Source organism: Streptomyces sp. NPDC039480 (genome assembly GCF_055597165.1).
On record NZ_JBVITX010000009.1, the window covers coordinates 200,942 to 218,708 of the forward strand.

The window sequence follows — 17,767 nt, forward strand, 5'->3', positions numbered from 1 at the left end:
GGGTCAGTGGTGGACCGGCGTGCGCTGCTCTGCCGGTGCCGCGCCCGTCACGATCAGGCTCGGGCCTCCGGAGCGACGCTCCAGGGCGGCCGAGACGAGAGCCAGGACGAGGGCGGAAGCAGCGAGCGCCGCGCCGACCCAGTTCGGGGCGGTGTAGCCGAGGCCCGCGGAGATGACGAGGCCACCGAGCCAGGCCGACAGCGCGTTGCCCAGGTTGAAGGCGCCGATGTTGACCGCGGAGGCGAGCGTCGGGGCGCCCGACGCGTAGTCCAGGACCCGCTTCTGCAGGGGCGGCACGGTCGCGAAGCCCAGCGCGCCGATCAGCAGGACGGTCACGGCGGCCGCGAGCTTGTTGTGCGCGGTGAGTGTGAACAGGCCGAGCACGAGGGCCAGGGAGCCGAGTGCCACGTACAACATCGGCATCAGCGCACGATCCGCGAACCGTCCTCCGACGAGGTTGCCGCCGACCATGCCGAGCCCGAAGAGGACGAGCAGCCAGGTGACGGACGAGTCGGCGTAACCGGCGACGTCCGTCATCATCGGCGTGATGTAGGTGATGGCCGCGAAGACACCGCCGAAGCCCAGGACCGTCATCGCCATGGCGAGCAACACCTGTACGTTGCGGAAGGCGCCCAGCTCGTCGCGCAGCCGCGCGCCTTCGGGCTTGGGCAGGTCCGGCACGAGCTTGGCGATGCCGAAGAGGCCGATGACACCGAGGGCGGCGACGATCACGAAGGTGACGCGCCAGCCGATGGCCTGGCCGACGAGCGTGCCGAGCGGGACACCGACCACGTTGGCCACGGTGAGACCCGAGAACATCATGGCGATCGCGCCCGCCTTCTTTTCGGGGGCGACCAGTTCGGCGGCGACGACCGAGCCGATGCCGAAGAAGGCACCGTGGGCGAGAGAGGCGACGACGCGGCCGGCCAGCATCACGCCGAAGACGGGGGCCACGGCGGAGAGCAGATTGCCGACGACGAAGAGGCCCATCAGCAACATCAGCATCCGCTTGCGCGGGATGCGGGTGCCGAGGGCGGTCATCAGGGGAGCGCCGAGCACGACGCCGAGGGCGTAGCCGGTCACGAGGAAGCCGGCGGTGGGGATGGAGACACCGAAGTCACCCGCGACCTCGGGAAGCAGCCCCATGATCACGAACTCGGTGGTCCCGATTCCGAAGGCCCCGATCGCGAGGGCCAGAAGCGCGAGAGGCATGGATCTACCTTCCAAACGATTGCAGGTGCGCTTAACGTGCGTCCACAATAGTTGCAGACGCGGGATACTTGCAACCGCTGGATATTGCACCGGTGGACTACCCTGGGCACAGCCGCTCCGGGACGGAGGAACAAGAGCCATGACAGCGACCGACCCCGCACTCACCGCGCTCGCCCAAAGCTGGTGCGCCCTCTCCTTGCTCCACGGGAAGATCGAGGCCCACGTCGAGCGCGCCCTCCAGACCAAGCACGGCCTCAGCGTGCGGGAGTACAGCCTTCTCGACGTCCTCAACCGCCAGCACGACGGCGAAGGCGGCCATCTGCAGATGAAGCAGGTCGCCGATGCCGTGGTGCTCAGCCAGAGCGCGACCACCCGCCTGGTGACCCGGCTCGAGGAGCGCGGCCTGCTGGCCCGCTATCTGTGCCCCACCGACCGGCGCGGCATCTACACGGACGTCAGCGAGGCCGGCGCCGCGCTGCTCGCCGAGGCACGACCCACCAATGACGCCGCCCTGCGGGAGGCGCTCGACGAGGCCGCCCGCAATCCCGAGCTCGCTCCACTGGTCAAGGCCGTCGAGACACTGCGCGTACCGGCATGAGGCCGCGGACCATGACCTTGGCACAGCCTGCAGGGGCCGCGCAGGGGCCGCGCCCGTAGGAATTGGCTGAGGCCATGCGAATAGCTGAGGCCGTGTGAATAGGCTGTGGCCATGGGAGATCTTGAGATACGCCCTGCTGTCGCCGCGGATCTGCCCGCCATCGTGGGCATGCTCGCCGATGACCCCCTGGGCGCCGCGCGCGAGTCGCCGGACGACTTGACCCCGTACATGACGGCGTTCGAGCGGCTGGCAGGCGACCCGAACCAGCACCTGGTCGTCGCCGAGCGCCAGGGGCGCGTCGTCGGCACACTCCAGCTCACGATCGTTCCGGGGCTCTCGCGCAAGGGGGCCACCCGCTCGATCATCGAGGGGGTGCGCGTCCACGCCGACGAGCGCGGCAGCGGCCTCGGCACGCGGTTCATCGAGTGGGCCGTCGATGAATCCCGGCGCCAGGGCTGCCAGTTGGTGCAGCTGACCTCTGACGCCACGCGCACCGACGCCCACCGTTTCTACGAGCGGCTCGGTTTCTCGGCGTCGCACGTGGGCTTCAAGCTGCAGCTCTGAGCCGCTGTTTCACGTGAAACAGCGGCTCACTGTTTCACGTGAAACAGACCCAAGAACTAGAAGCCGCGCCACCCTTGCGGGTCCACGCCGCCCGGCACCGGCGCCCCCTCGTCGTACGGCTTGCGTGTGAAGACGAACGAACCCAGGTCGAGGTGGCTCACCGAGCCGTCCGGCCGCCGTACCGCCCGCAACAGCTCTCCGGCGTAGTACCCGTTGAGCCCCGTCCACGTGCCGTCGCCGTTGGGCCGGAACCGGGCCTGGCGCCCCGCCCCGGACAGTGGCCCGAGCTCCACTCCGCCGCCGGCCGTCAGGCGAAGTACGAGCACCTGAGTCCCCCAGTACCAAGGGCCCGCCAACTCCAGTACGTTCTCATCGACTTCGGGGAGCGGCCGCCACGGCTCCGGGATGCGCGGCTCCGCGTCGGCCACGATCTTCACCAGGTCCACGGCCAGCGCCGCCACCGGCGGCCCCGACGTGCAGTTGGCGAGCGCGACCGCGGCGATACCGTCCGCCTCGCTCACCCACAGGGCGGCGAGAAAGCCGGGCAGCGACCCTCCGTGCCCGGCCAGGCTGCCCCTCTCCCACCGCAGCAGATCCACACCCAGGCCGTACGCCCTGTCCCATTCCCCCGTCGGCAGCGGAGCCGACGGCGTCCGCATCTCCCGTACGGAATCCGCGCTGAGAACCCGGTCGTCGCCCGTCACCAGGAAAGACCCGAAGCGCACCAGATCCGCCGTCGTGGACCACAGCTGACCGGCCGGAGCCATCAGCCCCAGGTCCTCGACGGGCTCCGGCATCATCACGTCCGCCCAGGGATGCACGGCCCAGCCGCCGGCGTGCGGTTCCTGCGGCTGAGCACTCGTGCGGTTCAGCCCGAGCGGCTCCAGCACCTCGCGGCGGAGCACTTCCTCCCACGGGGCGCCCCGCACGGCCTCCACCAGCGAACCGAGCAACGTATAACCGGGGTTGGAGTAGTGGAAACGTCGGCCGACGGGGTGCTTGAAGGGCTCGTCCCCCAGGACATCGGCGAGCTCCGGGCGGGTCGCTCCGGGGGTGCGCTCCCACCACTCGCCGGGGGTCTCGGCCGCCAGCCCGCCGGTGTGCGCGAGGAGTTCGGCGATCGTGGCCTCTCCCGCGCCGGTGCCCGGCAGGTGCTTCTCCAGCGGGTCGCCGAGGTCCAGCACACCCTCGTCGCGCAACCGCATGACCAGCACGGCGGTAAAGGTCTTGGTGATCGAACCGATGCGGTACTGCACGTTCTCGTCCGGCTCGTGTCCGTCCACCATGCTGCGGCCGCCGCTCCACACCAACGCGCCGTCCCTGGCCACCGCGGCGACCAGTGACGGGGTCCGGCCCTCCGTCTGCGCGGTGGCGACGCGGTGCAGCAGGGCTCGACGGGTGGAGGGGAGCAACTCTTCATGGGGTGTCGTCATGGGACCAGTTCACCTGGGAGACGCGCGTGCGTCGAGCGAATTCGAGGGTGCCGGCCCCTCAGGTCTCCCAGGAATGGTCTCCGGCGACCCGTCGTGTCGTGATGTTGATGCGGTTGAACATGTTGGCCACTCCGATGGCGAGGACGAGCGCCGCCAGCTCCTGCTCGGTGAAGTACTTCGCGGCCTCGTCCCAGACCGCTGTCGGCACCGGGTCAGGCCGGTCGGCGAGGCGGGTGGCGGCCTCCGCGAGGGCGAGGGCGGAGCGTTCCGCATCGGTGAAGCAGGGGGTGCTCCGCCAGGCGGCCACCGCTGAGCGCTGCTCGACGGTGGCACCCGCCGCGGCGGCACTGCGTGCGTTCCCGGCCACGCAGACGCTGCTTCCGTTGATCTGGCTCACGCGCAGCTGCACCAGCTCGATGGTCGCCTGGGGCAGACCTTGCTTCCTGATGACCTTCGACAGGAACAGCAAGGCCGTCATGGCCTCAGGGATGAGCAGGGCGGGGTTCTGCATACGAGCCTGCATGAGTGTTCTCCTCAAGCTTCTGCCCGGCACCGCTGTCTGCCGCAGTGGCGTCGTGGTGGTCCATCACTGCACCGACGAAGCGCGACGCGGGGATGTGAGCGGCGCGGGCGACCAGAGCCCGGCGGCCGTCCCGTCACGCAGGTGCTGTTCGTAGGTGGCGACCTTGCCGTGGATGACCTCCAGACAGGCGTCGAGGTCGCCGATCTTCGCGCGTACGGCGCGCTCGTGCTCCTGGAGCAGCGCGAGGCGGTCCGGCTCGTTGCCCGGTCCCGAACGCACGAGTGCCGCGAACCTCCTGATCGTGGCGATCGGCATGCCCGAGTCCCGCAGCCGCCCGCACAGCAGGAGCCAGTCCACATCCGCCTGTTCATAGACGCGTCTGCCACCGCTGGAGCGCGGGATCTCGCGCAGGAAGAGCCCTTCACGCTCGAAGAACCGCAGGGCGTGCACGCTCAGGCCGGTCGCCTCTGCGACCTTCCCGATGGACAGTCCATTCGTCTCCCGGTCCACCGGCGGTCGGACCGCTGACTCGTCGAGCCATGCATGGACCCCTGCGTCGGGTCTCTCATCAGGCCACTCACCGGGCGGATCGCCCACGTCCCCGCTCATGCCCCGACCGTATCTGGCATGCCCCGACCGTTCCGGCCCCTGCCTCGTGGCCTTGACCTAGCTCGCGCTCTAGGTTCTAGCGTCGCCGACATGATCACCGAACAGCAGAAGATCGGCTCCGGATTCAGCGCCCGCAGCACGGCCGACGACGTCCTCGCGGGCAGGGACCTGGCATGCACCACGGCTCTGGTGACCGGCGGATACTCCGGCCTCGGCCTCGCGACGACGCACGCACTGGTCCGCGCGGGCGCGCACGTCGTCGTCCCCGCCCGCCGCCCCGAAACCGCTGAGGACGCTCTGCGCGGCACTCCCCGGACGGAGGTGCGCGCCCTCGACCTCGCGGACCTGGAGAGTGTCCGCGTCTTCGCCGAACGCTTCCTGGAAACCGGCCGCTCCCTCGACCTCCTCATCAACGGCGCGGGCGTCATGGCCTGCCCCGAGACAGGCGTCGGCCCTGGCTGGGAAGCGCACTTCGCCGTCAACCACCTCGGGCACTTCGCGCTGGCCCACCGCCTGCGCCCGGCCTTCGCGCCTGCCGGGGCCCGCGTCGTGGCTGTCGCCTCCTCCGGCCACTTCCTGTCCGACATCCGCTGGGCGGACCCGCACTTCCGCACGGGCTACGACCGATGGCTGGCCTACGCCCAGTCCAAGACCGCCAACGCGCTCTTCGCCCTGCACCTCGACCGCCTCGGCTCCGACCTCGGCCTGCATGCCTTCGCCGTACACCCCGGCAGCATCCTCACCCCGCTGCAACGGCACATCCCCCGCGAGGAGTGGCTCGCACAGGGCTGGGTGACTCCGGACGGCACACCGGCCGCCGGCTTCAAGACGCCCGAGCAGGGCGCGGCGACAGCCCTGTGGGCGGCGACCTCACCTCTGCTGGAGGGCCGTGGCGGGGCGTACTGCCAGGACTGCGACATCGCCGAGTCGGCCACCACCGACGACATGCTGATCGGGGGCGTCAAGCCCTGGGCCGTCGACCCGGACGCGGCAGCCAGGCTCTGGGACCTGTCCTGCGAACTCACCGGACTCGACGCCTTCTGACCGGTGAGGATCCCGTATCCCGCATCCCGCATCCCGCATCCCGCATCCCGCACCAAAGCCCTCCATGGTGCCCGCCCCAGGGCCGAAACCCACACGGTTCTGCCAACAGAAGAGATCGGCCCGACCGGCCGTCAACGATCACTACAGTCCCCTCCCATGACGACGGTCTCAACGGCTTCGAAGGTCACAACGCGCACGGTCGAGTACCCGGCCGACGGTCGGACGATGGTCGGGCATCTCGCCCTCCCTGCCGGAGACGACCGCCGGCCGGCAGTCCTGATCGGTCCCGAAGGGACGGGTCTGAACGATTTCCAGCGCCGCCGGGCCGACGCCCTCGCCGAGCTGGGGTACGTGGCGCTGGCCTTCGACATCAACGGCGGGCGCTGGTTCACCGACCCGGACGAGATGCTGGCGCACGCGCTGCCCCTGCTCGCCGACCCGGGCCGGATGCGGGAGATCGGCCACGCGGCACTCGACGTACTGCGTGCCGAACCTCGGACCGACCCCGACCGGATCGCCGGCATCGGCTACGGCACCGGGGGTGCGATCGTCCTGGAACTCGGCCGCGACGGCGTCGACCTGCGGGCGATCGGGACGATCAACGCACTGACCACGGGCCGTCCGGGCGAGGCGGCGCACATCCGTTGCCCCGTGTGGGCGGGGGTCGGGTCGGAGGACCCGATCATGCCCCCCGAACAGCGGGACGCCTTCGCCGACGAGATGCAGGCCGCGGGCGTCGACTGGCGTCTCGTGGTCTACGGCGGAGCCCTGCACGCCTTCCACCACCCACCGGTGGACCAGGCCGTGCGCCCCGGCGTCGGTCACCACCCGCTGCACGCGGAACGGGCCTGGAACGACATCGTCGGCCTGCTCGCCGAGTGCCTGCCCCTGACGGAGTGAGTCAGGGGCGGGCGGCGAAGGTGTGGAGGGCCTTCCGCAGGCTTACGGCGAACTCGGCGGGGTGCGTGGTCAGACCGGTGTGCCCACCTGGGAAGTGCTGAAGTTCGGTGCCGAAGCGCTCGGCCAGCAGGGCGGCCGGGCGGTACGGCAACTCACCGCGTGAGTCCTGACCGCAGGCGAGCACAAGGCGGTCCGACAGCGCCTCAAGCCGGTGGAGGTCCGGGACGTAGGACATGAAGCTCGGCACGATGCGTCCGACGAAGTACGGGAGGTTGGCCATCGTCTGCTCGGCCCGCGCCGCTGCCTGGGGCGGCAGTTCCACCTCGGCCTCCCTCTCGGCCTTCGGCTCGCTCCCCGTCTCGCCCTTCGGCTCGCTGGTGTCGTCGTCCTCCTTCAACCCGGCCACGAACACGGCCATCGCCGGCATGAGGCCCTGCGTGCGGAAGGTCTCCTGCACACGTGCGAGGAGCACGCGGTGTCGGGGAGCGTCCGGCAGGACCTCCACCATCGGCGGCTCGTGTGCCACGACGCGTTCGATGCGTTCGGGATGAGTCGTGAGCAGGTGCAGGGCGACGATCGCACCCGAGCTGACGCCGAGCACGCGAGCGGGGCCGGCGGGGCCACCAAGCTCAGCGGGCTCTGCAGGCGACAGCAGTTCCAGCATCCGGAACGCGTCATCGGCATGATCGGCGACGTGCTGCTCGGCCTCGGGGTCGTCCAGCACACTGCGGGACATGCCGCGCGGGTCATAGGTCGCGACGGTGTACTCCGTGGCCAGGTCGTCGACGATGCCGTCGAAGGAGGCCGCGCCGCCCGTCCCACCCGGGATCAGCAGCAGGAGCGGGCCCTGACCGCGCACTTCGTAGTGGAGGGTCGCGCCCTTCACGCGCAGGTTGCCGGTGGTCGGCGTGGTCATGAGGAGTCTCCTTCTCCGCACGTAGGTTCTTCGGACGGAGGCCAGTGCTCCAGGAGAGTGTGCAGGGCGTCGAGCGCGCGGACCCACGACTGCTGCGGCGAACGCTCGTGCGCGAACCCGCCCGCCGCCTCCAGGGCGACGAACCCGTGGAACGTGCTGCGCAGCAACCGGACCGCGTCGGTCAGGTCGGGCTCGGCCAGGCCGTAACCGCGCAGCATGCCGTAGGTCAGCCCGACCGCGCGCCGCGATCCGGGCGCCTCCGCGGCCAGTTGGGGGTCGATCTGGATCGAGGCCTGCGTAGCCGCGTAGCGGCCCGGGTGCTCGTGGGCGTACTTCCGCCAGGCGTCGGCGTACGCGACCAGCGCGTCCCTGCCCGCCAGTCCGGCGGTCGCCTCGGCGATGCGAATGGTCTTCTCGTCCGCCGCAAGCAGCGCGATCCGGCCGCGCAGATCCTCCAGACCGCGGACGTGCGTGTAGAGGCTCGCGTCCTTCACGCCCAGCCGCCGCGCCACCTGCGACATGGACACCTGGTCGAACCCGACGTCGTCCGCCACCTCGGCCCCCACAACCGTCACCCGCTCCGCCGTCAACCCGGCCCGCGCCATGCACACCCTCCCTAGATCCTTGAGGCCCTAGTTTTATCCTAGGGCCCCTAGGGTACTTGCACATGCCATAGCGGCATGTGCTGTCGTCGAGGGCACCACGGCACGAAAGGCCCTGTCTGCGATGTACCCCTCCGCCACGCCTCCCCGCGAGGTCAAGATCGGCGATGCCGCCGCCTTCGCGGGAACCACCCCGCGCGCCATTCGGCACTACCACCAGATCGGTCTGCTGCCGGAGCCCGAGCGAGGCGGAGACGGACGCCGCCGCTACGGTTACGACGACATGATCCGCCTGCTGTGGATCCGCAAGATGTCCGAGGCCGGCATCGGCCTGGACGACATGCGGACCGCCTTCGACGCAGCCCGGGACGTCGAGGACGTCCTGGGCCGGCTGGAAGAGACCCTGGCCGCCAAAGAGGCCGACATCAAGCGTCAGCGCGCGGCAGTCCAGCGCCTGCGCGCCGTGGGCAGCCCACTGGGCTTGCTCTCCCCGCTGGTCACGGACCGGCTCAGCCACCTGCCTTCTGGCGCACTGCGCCCCTCCGACCTGGACGCCCTGCTGGTCACGGAACGGATCTTTGGGCCGCTGGGAGCCGCGATTCAGGCCAGCGTGTTCATCACCCTGGCGACCCATCCCGGCCTACGGGCCGAGGCAGACCGCCTCGACGCGGCCGACGCCGCCCTCGACGACACCGTCGACCCCCACGATCCGCGGGTCGAGGAACTCGCCGCGCAGCACTGCGCCCACCACAAAGCCCTGCACCGGGCCATTGAAGCGGACGGACTGGACGTGGCCGAGGAGAAGCTCTTCGAGATCTACGACGCCGAGGCGAGCGGCGAGGAAGACGCCCAGATGAGCGCCTTCGAAGCGGTGACCAAGATGCCCTACGGCTTCTCCGCGGCCCGGACGCGGTGCATGGAACTCACGGCACAGCTCCTTGCCGAGGATCTCTCCGCAGACAGCTGATCGCTGGTGTGGCCACGCGTGAGGATCCCGAGTTGGCGCCAGAGCGAGTGGTACGGGGAGTCCTCGGCCGTAAATCTTGCGCCGTACAACGGCACGAAATGAGGCGGTACGCCAGGGCCGGATCAGGTCTGTGCCATGTCCACGAAACGCGAGTAGTGGCCCTGGAAGGCGACGGTGATCGTCGCCGTGGGGCCGTTACGGTGCTTGCCGACGATGATGTCCGCCTCGCCCGCGCGAGGCGATTCCTTCTCGTACGCGTCTTCGCGGTGCAGCAGGATCACCATGTCCGCGTCCTGCTCGATCGAGCCGGATTCACGCAGGTCGGAGACCATGGGCTTCTTGTCGGTGCGCTGCTCGGGGCCACGGTTCAGCTGCGAGAGCGCGATCACCGGCAGCTCCAGCTCCTTGGCCAGGAGCTTCAGGTTTCGCGACATGTCCGAGACTTCCTGCTGGCGGCTCTCGGCCCGCTTGGAACCGCCGGACTGCATCAGCTGGAGGTAGTCGATGACGACGAGCTTGAGGTCGTTGCGCTGCTTGAGGCGGCGGCACTTGGCGCGGATCTCCATCATCGACAGGTTCGGGGAGTCGTCGATGTAGAGGGGGGCGGCCGAGACGTCCGGCATGCGCCGGGCGAGGCGCGTCCAGTCCTCGTCCGTCATGGTGCCGGAGCGCATGTGGTGCAGGGCCACGCGGGCCTCGGCGGACAGCAGGCGCATCGCGATTTCGTTGCGCCCCATTTCGAGCGAGAAGATCACGCTCGGCATGTTGTGCTTGATCGAACAGGCGCGTGCGAAGTCCAGGGCCAGCGTCGACTTACCCATGGCGGGTCGGGCGGCGATGATGATCATCTGGCCGGGGTGCAGGCCGTTGGTGAGCTGGTCGAGGTCGGTGAAGCCGGTGGGCACACCGGTCATCTCCCCCGAACGGGAGCCGATCGCCTCGATCTCGTCGAGAGCGCCCTCCATGATGTCGCCGAGCGGCAGGTAGTCCTCGGTGGTGCGCTGCTCGGTGACCGCGTAGATCTCGGCCTGGGCGCTGTTGACGATCTCGTCGACGTCACCGTCGGCCGCGTACCCCATCTGAGTGATGCGGGTGCCGGCCTCGACGAGTCGGCGCAGCACCGCGCGCTCGTGGACGATCTCCGCGTAGTACTCGGCGTTCGCCGCCGTCGGGACCGTCTGGACCAGCGTGTGCAGATAGGAGGCGCCGCCGACCTTGGTGATCTCGCCGCGCTTGGTGAGCTCGGCGGCGACCGTGATCGGGTCGGCCGGCTCGCCCTTCGCGTACAGGTCGAGGATCGAGGCGTAGATCGTCTCGTGCGCGGGCCGGTAGAAGTCGTGGCCCTTGAGGACCTCGACGACATCGGCGATGGCGTCCTTGGAGAGCAGCATGCCGCCGAGCACCGACTGCTCCGCGTCGAGATCCTGCGGAGGGACGCGCTCGAACGACGAGCCTCCGACGTCCCAGCCGCCCTCACGACCGCGCTCGTGCTGCTCGTCGCGGCCCCGGCCTCCGTCGCGGCGCTGGCGGGAGACGGGCAGACGATCACTGGGACCGCTGTCGGCCCAGGGGTCGTCCAAAGGCTCGGAGATACTCACCGGGCCACCTCCTCCCGTCCGCCGCGCGGACCTCGCCGTGCCCCTCTTTCCTAAGGCACGACACTGACAAATAAGGGGGCCCAACTCCGGTTCTGACGCGTCGGTTTTACGGGGTTTCCGAGGTCGTACGACGAGGCGGGCGCCGGACCACGGTAGGCCTGCGGGCACCGTCAGCCAATCTGGTTATCCACAGGCGGTGTGGATGACGGGCCCGATGCTGTGGAGAACTCCGCCAAACCTGTGCACGGGCCGGTGGACAGCCCTGTGAACAAGCACTCAGCCAGTTCGAGAAACACCTCCTGACCTGCACCTTTCCCATCCACCGGCTGTGCAGAAGAAAAACTTTCCCGCTCGGACCAAGATCGTCGCAAAAGGCGTCCCACAGGGCGCCGAGCCACAGCCCAGGTAAGGGTCTAAAGAACGTTGCATCTCTTACCTGTGGAAGATTACATTGGTGCCCATGACACAGGCTCCCGCGGCGCCCAAGGCCGCTCGGCGACGGCATGACCGAGAGATCATCGCCCTCGCCGTACCCGCCTTCGGCGCGCTCGTCGCCGAGCCCCTCTTCGTCCTCGCCGACAGCGCCATCGTCGGGCACCTCGGCACCGCCCAGCTCGCCGGTCTCGGCGTCGCCTCGGCGCTCCTCACCACCGCGGTGAGCATCTTCGTCTTCCTCGCGTACGCCACGACGGGCGCCGTCGCCCGCAGAGTCGGTGCGGGCGATCTCCCGGCCGCCATCCGGCAGGGCATGGACGGCATCTGGCTCGCCCTGCTCCTCGGGGCCGCGGTCATCGCCGTGGTCCTGCCCACCGCGCCCGCCCTGGTGGACCTGTTCGGCGCGTCCGACACCGCGGCCCCCTATGCCATCACCTATCTGCGGATCTCCTCGCTCGGCATCCCGCCCATGCTCGTCGTGCTCGCCGCCACCGGTGTGCTCCGCGGCCTCCAGGACACCAAGACCCCGCTGTACGTCGCGATCGGCGGCTTCGTCGCCAACGCCGTCCTCAATGTCGGTCTGGTCTACGGCGCCGACCTCGGCATCGCCGGCTCCGCCTGGGGCACCGTCATCGCCCAGTGCGGCATGGCCGCCGTCTACCTCTTCGTCGTCGTCCGCGGCGCCAAACGGCACGGCGCCTCGCTGCGGCCCGACGCCGCCGGGATACGGGCCTGTGCCCAAGCCGGTGCGCCGCTTCTCGTCCGGACGCTCTCGCTGCGGGCGATCCTGATGATCGCGACCGCGGTGGCGGCCCGCCTCGGCGACTCCGACATCGCCGCCCACCAGATCGTGCTGTCCCTGTGGAGTTTGCTGGCCTTCGCGCTCGACGCCATCGCCATCGCCGGTCAGGCGATCATCGGACGCTATCTGGGCGCCGACGATCCGGACGGCGCACGCGCCGTCTGCCGTCGGATGGTGCAGTGGGGCATCGCCTCAGGTGTCGTCCTCGGCCTGCTCGTCGTCCTCGCGCGGCCGCTGTTCATCCCGCTCTTCACCAGCGACGGCACCGTCCAGGACGCGGCGTTGCCCGCCCTCGTCGTGGTCGCCCTCGCTCAGCCGATCTGCGGCATCGTCTTCGTCCTCGACGGCGTCCTGATGGGCGCGGGCGACGGACCGTACCTCGCCTGGGCGATGATCGTCACGCTGGCGCTCTTCACCCCCGTCGCCCTGCTCGTCCCCACCTTCGGCGGCGGCCTGACCGCGCTGTGGGGAGCGATGACCCTGATGATGGCGGTGCGCATGGTGACCTTGTGGCTGCGCTCCCGCTCCGGCCGCTGGATCGTCACGGGCGCCACGCGCTGAGAGCTGAGCACTGAGCACAGCGCTGAGTTCTGTTTCACGTGAAACAGGGCTCTTCGAGAAACACGCTGGGCACGAGAAACACGTCCGCTCGTGAGAAACACGTTGGGCCGCACCCCGAGGGGTACGGCCCAACGATTGCTTCAACTCTGCCAAGCGCAGTGCTTAGGCGGAGACGACCTCGACGTTAACCTTCGCGGCAACCTCGGGGTGCAGACGCACGGACGTCGCGTGGGCGCCCAGGGTCTTGATCGGCGCGCCCAGCTCGACACGGCGCTTGTCGACCTTCGGACCACCGGCAGCCTCGATCGCCGAAGCGATGTCGGCCGGGGTGACGGAACCGAAGAGACGACCGGCGTCGCCGGAGCGAACGGCCAGGCGGACCTTGACGCCCTCGAGCTGGGCCTTGATCTCGTTGGCCTGCTCGATGGTCGCGATCTCGTGGATCTTGCGAGCACGACGGATCTGCTCGACGTCCTTCTCGCCACCCTTGGTCCAGCGGATCGCGAAGTTCCGCGGGATCAGGTAGTTGCGGGCGTAGCCGTCCTTGACGTCTACGACCTCGCCGGCGGCGCCGAGGCCGGAGACCTCGTGGGTGAGGATGATCTTCATTAGTCGGTCACCCTTCCCTTATCGCGCGGTGGACGTGTAGGGCAGCAGCGCCATCTCACGGCTGTTCTTCACGGCCGTGGCGACGTCACGCTGGTGCTGCGTGCAGTTGCCGGTCACGCGGCGGGCACGGATCTTGCCGCGGTCGGAAATGAACTTCCGCAGCATGTTCGTGTCCTTGTAGTCCACGTACGTGACCTTGTCCTTGCAGAAAGCGCAGACCTTCTTCTTAGGCTTGCGCACAGGCGGCTTCGCCATGGTGTTTCTCCTGTGTGATCAAGAAGTGGGGTTACGGCCCACCCTCGGCCCGGAGGCCTGAAAGCCCTGGGGCTCAGGCCCTGAGGCTTAGAAGGGGGGCTCGTCCGAGTAGCCGCCACCGGAGCCGCCGGAGCTTCCGCCCCAGCCGCCACCGCCGCCGCCCTGCTGCTGGCCGCCGCCGGCCGGCGCACCGGTCGCCCAGGGGTCGTCGGCGGGAGCACCGCCGCCACCCTGCTGCTGACCGCCGCCGGAGCCACCGCCCCAGCCGCCGCCCTGCTGGCCGCCGCCACCGCCGCCGTAACCGCCCTGGCCGCCTCGACCGGTGGTCTTGGTGACCTTGGCCGTGGCGGTCTTCAAGCTGGCGCCGACTTCCTCGACGTCCAGCTCGTAGACCGTGCGCTTGATGCCCTCACGGTCCTCGTAGGACCGCTGCTTCAGCCGGCCCTGCACGATGACGCGCATGCCTCGCTGGAGCGACTCCGCGACGTTCTCCGCCGCCTGACGCCAGACCGAGCAGGTCAGGAACAGGCCTTCGCCGTCCTTCCACTCATTGGTCTGCTTGTCGAAGATGCGGGGGGTGGACGCGACACGGAACTTCGCGACCGCCGCACCGGAGGGGGTGAAGCGCAGCTCGGGGTCGTCGACAAGATTGCCGACGACCGTGATGACGGTCTCGCCTGCCATGGGGGAACCTCTCGGCGGGTTTGCTGCTGGCTGCTTGTTGCTGCTACTCGATTCCCGGGTGCTGCTGAGCTAGAAAGCTCAGTGCATCTCGGGACGGAGGACCTTGGTCCGGAGGACCGACTCGTTCAGGTTCATCTGTCGGTCGAGCTCCTTGACGACCGCAGGCTCGGCCTGCAGGTCGATGACCGAGTAGATGCCCTCGGGCTTCTTCTTGATCTCGTAGGACAGACGACGACGGCCCCAGGTGTCGACCTTCTCGACCTTTCCGTTGCCCTCACGGACGACGGAGAGGAAGTTCTCGATCAGCGGGGAGACAGCGCGCTCCTCGAGATCGGGGTCGAGGATGACCATCACTTCGTAGTGACGCATGTGGAACCCACCTCCTTTGGACTCAGCGGCCACGGTCGTTCCGTGGCAGGAGGGTCGTGATGCGTACGCAACGGTATCGGCCGCCACTGACAATCGGCTCCCGCGAGCGGGGGCTCATGCTGTGGCCAGGGCAGACACCGGTGCAGACGGTACAGAGTACCCGCACCGAGGCTTCCGGTTGAAATCCGGCGGGGGACGGGCAGAATCTGTACACATCGGGTGTGTATGGCGCTACGATGCGCCGCTTCCGCAGGAGGTGCCTCACATGGCACAAGTAATGCGACCGAACACCGCCACTTCCCTCTTCGCCACGGACGGCAAGCCCCATCCGCTCCAGGACGCGCTGCTCGGCGTGACCCTGGTGCTCGGAGCGATCGCCTTCGTGACGGCGATGTTCCACAACCTCCATCTGATCAGCTCGTGGGCCGGCCTGATCGGGATCGCCACGGGTGCGTACGGCCAGCTCATCTCGGCGACGACCCGTGAGCGCTTCGGTCTGATCCTGGGCCTCGGCGCTTCGGCGATCGGCTTCTTCCTGGGCATGGCACACGGCGGACTCTTCGGCGGAATCGTCGGCTGACGACCTCGTGGCACCCCGGCCCGCACGGACGGGCCGGGAGCCCGAGTTCCGTACGCCCAGACGGGGCGCTCCCAGGGCGCAGTAGGCTTCGGCGCGTGAGCCGGAGCCCCTGAACCCATGGGGACACACCAGCCCGAGGAGCGCCCCGAATGAGTCTGACCCTGAGGACCATCAGTCGCGAGCAGCATCTGGCGTATATCCAGACACTGCCGTCGGCGAGTCATTGCCAGGTCCCGGCATGGGCTGACGTGAAAAGCGAATGGCGCTCGGAGAACCTGGGCTGGTTCGACGACAGGACCGGTCAGCTGGTCGGCGCCGGCCTGGTGCTCTACCGACAGCTGCCCAAGCTGAAGCGCTATCTCGCGTACCTGCCCGAGGGGCCGGTCATCAACTGGTACGCCCCGAATCTCGATGAGTGGCTGCAGCCGATGCTGGCGCATCTGAAGCAGCAGGGCGCCTTCTCCGTGAAGATGGGTCCGCCGGTCGTGATCCGCCGCTGGGACGCTCCGGCGATCAAGGCCGGCATCCAGAACCCGGACGTGAAGCGGCTGCGGGACGTCGAGGCGACGTACATCGAGCCGCGGGCCTTCGAGGTCTCCGACCGGCTGCGCCGGATGGGGTGGCAGCAGGGTGAGGACGGCGGCGCCGGCTTCGGTGACGTGCAGCCCCGCTTCGTCTTCCAGGTGCCGCTGGCCAACCGCTCCCTGGACGAGGTCCAGAAGGGCTTCAACCAGCTGTGGCGGCGCAACATCAAGAAGGCCGAGAAGGCCGGTGTCGAGGTCGTCCAGGGCGGCTACTACGACCTTCCCGAGTGGCAGCGGCTCTATGAGATCACCGCGGTGCGCGACAAGTTCCGCCCGCGGCCCCTCGGCTACTTCCAGCAGATGTGGCAGGCCCTCAACTCCGAGGACCCCAACCGCATGCGCCTGTACTTCGCGCGGCACAACGGCGTGAATCTGTCGTCCGCGACGATGCTGGTCGTCGGCGGGCACGTCTGGTACTCCTACGGCGCGTCGGACAACATCGGGCGTGAGGTCAGGCCCTCGAACGCGATGCAGTGGCGGATGCTCCGCGACGCATACGCCATGGGGGCCACCGTCTATGACCTGCGCGGCATCTCCGACTCGCTGGACGAGACCGACCACCTCTTCGGCCTGATCCAGTTCAAGGTCGGCACCGGCGGCGAGGCCGCCGAGTACATCGGCGAGTGGGACTTCCCGCTCAACAAGCTGCTGCACAAGGCGCTCGACATCTACATGTCGCGCCGCTGATCCCGCACAATTTCCTTCCACAACTCTGATACACCGCAGGCACGAGAAAGGTTCCGGGATCCAGCCATGGCGCTCACGCTCTATGTCGACACCGCGCGCTGGCGGGCACACCAGAAGCACCTGCTGGAGCAGTTCCCGGGCATCGTCCCGGTCTGCAAGGGCAACGGCTACGGCTTCGGTCATGAGCGCCTCGCCGAGGAAGCCACGCGCTTCGGCTCCGACATCCTCGCCGTGGGCACGACCTACGAAGCCGCTCGGATCAAGGACTGGTTCAGCGGCGACCTGCTGGTCCTGACCCCGTTCCGGCGGGGCGAGGAGCCGGTGCCGCTGCCCGACCGCGTCATCCGCTCCGTGTCGTCGCTCGACGGCGTGCACGGCCTCGTGGGCGCCCGCGTCGTCATCGAGGTCATGTCCTCGATGAAGCGGCACGGCGTCAGCGAGCAGGAGCTTCCGCAGTTGCACGCCGCCATCGAGGACGTACGCCTCGAGGGCTTCGCGATCCACCTGCCGCTGGACCGCACCGACGGCTCGGACGCCGTCGAGGAGGTCATCGGCTGGATGGACCGTCTGCGCGCGGCCCGGCTGCCGCTGCACACGATGTTCGTCAGCCACCTCAAGGCTCATGAACTCGCCCGTCTGCAGCAGCAGTTCCCGCAGACGCGCTTCCGTGCCCGCATCGGCACGAACCTCTGGCTGGGCGACCACGAGGCCACCGAGTACCGCGGTGCCGTCCTCGACGTCACCGCGGTCGCGAAGGGGGACCGTTTCGGCTACCGCCAGCAGAAGGCCGCGTCCGACGGCTGGCTGGTCGTGGTCGCCGGCGGCACCTCGCACGGTGTCGGCCTGGAAGCGCCGAAGGCGCTGCACGGCATGATGCCGCGCGCCAAGGGTGTGGCCCGCGCGGGTCTCGCGACGGTCAACCGCAACCTCTCGCCGTTCGTCTGGGCGGGCAAGCAGCGCTGGTTCGCGGAGCCGCCGCACATGCAGGTCTCGATCCTCTTCGTCCCCTCCGACGCGCCGGAGCCGAAGGTCGGTGAGGAACTGGTGGCCCACCTGCGGCACACCACCACGCAGTTCGACCGCATGGTCGACCGCTGAGCGGCGCCGTGGACCGCTGAGGCGGACCGATCCGGCACGCGGAAGGGCCGGTACGACGACGAGTCGTACCGGCCCTTCCGTATGACGTATGCCGAGTCCGTACGTGTTCGCTCAGGGCGAACGGACGCACAGGGCGC

At 69.1% G+C, this 17,767-nt stretch carries 20 protein-coding genes; 9 read left to right on the top strand and 11 right to left on the bottom strand.

The window, feature by feature from the left end:
• Positions 1–3: 3 nt before the first annotated feature.
• Positions 4–1,212 carry an MFS transporter gene (locus tag ACZ56E_RS27110; protein ID WP_471218081.1) on the bottom strand — a complete coding sequence of 403 codons (1,209 nt, stop codon included), beginning with the start codon at positions 1,210–1,212 and terminating at the stop codon, positions 4–6.
• Positions 1,213–1,351: 139 nt separating this feature from the next.
• Here ACZ56E_RS27110 and ACZ56E_RS27115 point away from each other — a divergent pair, with 139 nt between their 5' ends.
• Both ACZ56E_RS27115 and ACZ56E_RS27120 read left to right on the top strand, forming a co-directional pair.
• Entirely contained in the window at positions 1,352–1,810 is a 459-nt protein-coding gene (locus ACZ56E_RS27115; RefSeq protein WP_468091678.1) for a MarR family winged helix-turn-helix transcriptional regulator, read from the top strand.
• Between the two features lie 111 nt (positions 1,811–1,921).
• Complete coding sequence (locus ACZ56E_RS27120) at positions 1,922–2,374, top strand: GNAT family N-acetyltransferase (protein WP_471218083.1); 453 nt, start codon at positions 1,922–1,924, stop codon at positions 2,372–2,374.
• 56 nt (positions 2,375–2,430) lie between these two features.
• Here the strand turns inward: ACZ56E_RS27120 and ACZ56E_RS27125 are convergent, their stop codons facing one another.
• The 3 genes from ACZ56E_RS27125 to ACZ56E_RS27135 all read right to left on the bottom strand — a co-directional run bounded on the left by ACZ56E_RS27125 (position 2,431) and on the right by ACZ56E_RS27135 (position 4,939).
• Positions 2,431–3,807, bottom strand: coding sequence for a serine hydrolase domain-containing protein (locus tag ACZ56E_RS27125; protein WP_471218086.1), 1,377 nt, complete (start codon positions 3,805–3,807; stop codon positions 2,431–2,433).
• A 58-nt stretch (positions 3,808–3,865) separates the two neighbouring features.
• Complete coding sequence (locus ACZ56E_RS27130; RefSeq protein ID WP_471218087.1) at positions 3,866–4,330, bottom strand: carboxymuconolactone decarboxylase family protein; 465 nt, start codon at positions 4,328–4,330, stop codon at positions 3,866–3,868.
• 63 nt (positions 4,331–4,393) lie between these two features.
• A complete protein-coding gene (locus tag ACZ56E_RS27135) occupies positions 4,394–4,939 on the bottom strand; it encodes a MerR family transcriptional regulator (RefSeq protein ID WP_471218089.1) in 546 nt (181 codons plus the stop codon).
• Between the two features lie 90 nt (positions 4,940–5,029).
• Between ACZ56E_RS27135 and ACZ56E_RS27140 the strand changes: the two genes are divergently transcribed.
• Together ACZ56E_RS27140 and ACZ56E_RS27145 are read left to right on the top strand one after the other, a co-directional pair.
• Positions 5,030–5,983, top strand: a complete 954-nt coding sequence (locus ACZ56E_RS27140) for an SDR family NAD(P)-dependent oxidoreductase (RefSeq protein ID WP_471218091.1) — start codon at positions 5,030–5,032, stop codon at positions 5,981–5,983.
• Positions 5,984–6,139: 156 nt separating this feature from the next.
• Positions 6,140–6,883, top strand: a complete 744-nt coding sequence (locus ACZ56E_RS27145; RefSeq protein WP_471218093.1) for a dienelactone hydrolase family protein — start codon at positions 6,140–6,142, stop codon at positions 6,881–6,883.
• 1 nt (position 6,884) lies between these two features.
• Here the strand turns inward: ACZ56E_RS27145 and ACZ56E_RS27150 are convergent, their stop codons facing one another.
• Complete coding sequence (locus ACZ56E_RS27150; RefSeq protein ID WP_471218095.1) at positions 6,885–7,799, bottom strand: alpha/beta fold hydrolase; 915 nt, start codon at positions 7,797–7,799, stop codon at positions 6,885–6,887.
• Positions 7,796–8,404 carry a TetR/AcrR family transcriptional regulator gene (locus tag ACZ56E_RS27155; RefSeq protein WP_471218096.1) on the bottom strand — a complete coding sequence of 203 codons (609 nt, stop codon included), beginning with the start codon at positions 8,402–8,404 and terminating at the stop codon, positions 7,796–7,798. Before ACZ56E_RS27155 ends, ACZ56E_RS27150 begins: the two co-directional genes overlap by 4 nt.
• 121 nt (positions 8,405–8,525) lie before the next feature.
• Here ACZ56E_RS27155 and ACZ56E_RS27160 point away from each other — a divergent pair, with 121 nt between their 5' ends.
• The gene (locus tag ACZ56E_RS27160) at positions 8,526–9,368 is read left to right on the top strand and encodes a MerR family transcriptional regulator (RefSeq protein ID WP_471218099.1); all 843 of its coding nucleotides are present in this window, start codon (positions 8,526–8,528) and stop codon (positions 9,366–9,368) included.
• Positions 9,369–9,490: 122 nt separating this feature from the next.
• On the opposite strand, the gene dnaB is transcribed toward ACZ56E_RS27160, so the two are convergent.
• Positions 9,491–10,966, bottom strand: coding sequence for a replicative DNA helicase (dnaB, locus tag ACZ56E_RS27165; protein WP_471218101.1), 1,476 nt, complete (start codon positions 10,964–10,966; stop codon positions 9,491–9,493).
• 451 nt (positions 10,967–11,417) lie between these two features.
• Between dnaB and ACZ56E_RS27170 the strand changes: the two genes are divergently transcribed.
• A complete protein-coding gene (locus tag ACZ56E_RS27170) occupies positions 11,418–12,764 on the top strand; it encodes an MATE family efflux transporter (RefSeq protein WP_471218102.1) in 1,347 nt (448 codons plus the stop codon).
• 162 nt (positions 12,765–12,926) lie between these two features.
• Here the strand turns inward: ACZ56E_RS27170 and rplI are convergent, their stop codons facing one another.
• The 4 genes from rplI to rpsF form a co-directional block, all read right to left on the bottom strand.
• Positions 12,927–13,373, bottom strand: a complete 447-nt coding sequence (gene rplI, locus ACZ56E_RS27175) for a 50S ribosomal protein L9 (RefSeq protein ID WP_150185080.1) — start codon at positions 13,371–13,373, stop codon at positions 12,927–12,929.
• An 18-nt stretch (positions 13,374–13,391) separates the two neighbouring features.
• Complete coding sequence (gene rpsR, locus ACZ56E_RS27180) at positions 13,392–13,628, bottom strand: 30S ribosomal protein S18 (protein WP_003949403.1); 237 nt, start codon at positions 13,626–13,628, stop codon at positions 13,392–13,394.
• A gap of 87 nt (positions 13,629–13,715) precedes the next feature.
• On the bottom strand, positions 13,716–14,312 hold the full coding sequence (locus ACZ56E_RS27185; protein ID WP_468607240.1) for a single-stranded DNA-binding protein: 597 nt from the start codon (positions 14,310–14,312) through the stop codon (positions 13,716–13,718).
• A 78-nt stretch (positions 14,313–14,390) separates the two neighbouring features.
• Entirely contained in the window at positions 14,391–14,681 is a 291-nt protein-coding gene (rpsF, locus tag ACZ56E_RS27190) for a 30S ribosomal protein S6 (RefSeq protein ID WP_016644628.1), read from the bottom strand.
• Between the two features lie 265 nt (positions 14,682–14,946).
• On the opposite strand from rpsF, the gene ACZ56E_RS27195 reads away from it, so the two are divergent.
• From ACZ56E_RS27195 to ACZ56E_RS27205, 3 genes are all read left to right on the top strand, one after another.
• Entirely contained in the window at positions 14,947–15,261 is a 315-nt protein-coding gene (locus tag ACZ56E_RS27195; RefSeq protein ID WP_471218105.1) for a hypothetical protein, read from the top strand.
• A 149-nt stretch (positions 15,262–15,410) separates the two neighbouring features.
• Positions 15,411–16,532, top strand: coding sequence for a lipid II:glycine glycyltransferase FemX (locus ACZ56E_RS27200; protein WP_471218107.1), 1,122 nt, complete (start codon positions 15,411–15,413; stop codon positions 16,530–16,532).
• Between the two features lie 66 nt (positions 16,533–16,598).
• The gene (locus tag ACZ56E_RS27205) at positions 16,599–17,630 is read left to right on the top strand and encodes an alanine racemase (RefSeq protein WP_398301812.1); all 1,032 of its coding nucleotides are present in this window, start codon (positions 16,599–16,601) and stop codon (positions 17,628–17,630) included.
• Positions 17,631–17,767: the final 137 nt, after the last annotated feature.

What these genes read in the sequence shown, in the direction of transcription:
- rplI (WP_150185080.1), bottom strand. Translation starts at nt 13,373, where the DNA reads ATGAAGATCATCCTCACCCACGAGGTCTCCGGCCTCGGCGCCGCCGGC.
- ACZ56E_RS27185 (WP_468607240.1), bottom strand. Translation starts at nt 14,312, where the DNA reads ATGGCAGGCGAGACCGTCATCACGGTCGTCGGCAATCTTGTCGACGAC.
- ACZ56E_RS27150 (WP_471218095.1), bottom strand. Translation starts at nt 7,799, where the DNA reads ATGACCACGCCGACCACCGGCAACCTGCGCGTGAAGGGCGCGACCCTC.
- rpsR (WP_003949403.1), bottom strand. Translation starts at nt 13,628, where the DNA reads ATGGCGAAGCCGCCTGTGCGCAAGCCTAAGAAGAAGGTCTGCGCTTTC.
- ACZ56E_RS27160 (WP_471218099.1), top strand. Translation starts at nt 8,526, where the DNA reads ATGTACCCCTCCGCCACGCCTCCCCGCGAGGTCAAGATCGGCGATGCC.
- ACZ56E_RS27120 (WP_471218083.1), top strand. Translation starts at nt 1,922, where the DNA reads ATGGGAGATCTTGAGATACGCCCTGCTGTCGCCGCGGATCTGCCCGCC.
- ACZ56E_RS27135 (WP_471218089.1), bottom strand. Translation starts at nt 4,939, where the DNA reads ATGAGCGGGGACGTGGGCGATCCGCCCGGTGAGTGGCCTGATGAGAGA.
- ACZ56E_RS27205 (WP_398301812.1), top strand. Translation starts at nt 16,599, where the DNA reads ATGGCGCTCACGCTCTATGTCGACACCGCGCGCTGGCGGGCACACCAG.
- ACZ56E_RS27125 (WP_471218086.1), bottom strand. Translation starts at nt 3,807, where the DNA reads ATGACGACACCCCATGAAGAGTTGCTCCCCTCCACCCGTCGAGCCCTG.
- ACZ56E_RS27140 (WP_471218091.1), top strand. Translation starts at nt 5,030, where the DNA reads ATGATCACCGAACAGCAGAAGATCGGCTCCGGATTCAGCGCCCGCAGC.
- ACZ56E_RS27145 (WP_471218093.1), top strand. Translation starts at nt 6,140, where the DNA reads ATGACGACGGTCTCAACGGCTTCGAAGGTCACAACGCGCACGGTCGAG.
- ACZ56E_RS27195 (WP_471218105.1), top strand. Translation starts at nt 14,947, where the DNA reads ATGGCACAAGTAATGCGACCGAACACCGCCACTTCCCTCTTCGCCACG.
- rpsF (WP_016644628.1), bottom strand. Translation starts at nt 14,681, where the DNA reads ATGCGTCACTACGAAGTGATGGTCATCCTCGACCCCGATCTCGAGGAG.
- ACZ56E_RS27155 (WP_471218096.1), bottom strand. Translation starts at nt 8,404, where the DNA reads ATGGCGCGGGCCGGGTTGACGGCGGAGCGGGTGACGGTTGTGGGGGCC.
- ACZ56E_RS27130 (WP_471218087.1), bottom strand. Translation starts at nt 4,330, where the DNA reads ATGCAGGCTCGTATGCAGAACCCCGCCCTGCTCATCCCTGAGGCCATG.
- ACZ56E_RS27200 (WP_471218107.1), top strand. Translation starts at nt 15,411, where the DNA reads ATGAGTCTGACCCTGAGGACCATCAGTCGCGAGCAGCATCTGGCGTAT.
- ACZ56E_RS27110 (WP_471218081.1), bottom strand. Translation starts at nt 1,212, where the DNA reads ATGCCTCTCGCGCTTCTGGCCCTCGCGATCGGGGCCTTCGGAATCGGG.
- ACZ56E_RS27115 (WP_468091678.1), top strand. Translation starts at nt 1,352, where the DNA reads ATGACAGCGACCGACCCCGCACTCACCGCGCTCGCCCAAAGCTGGTGC.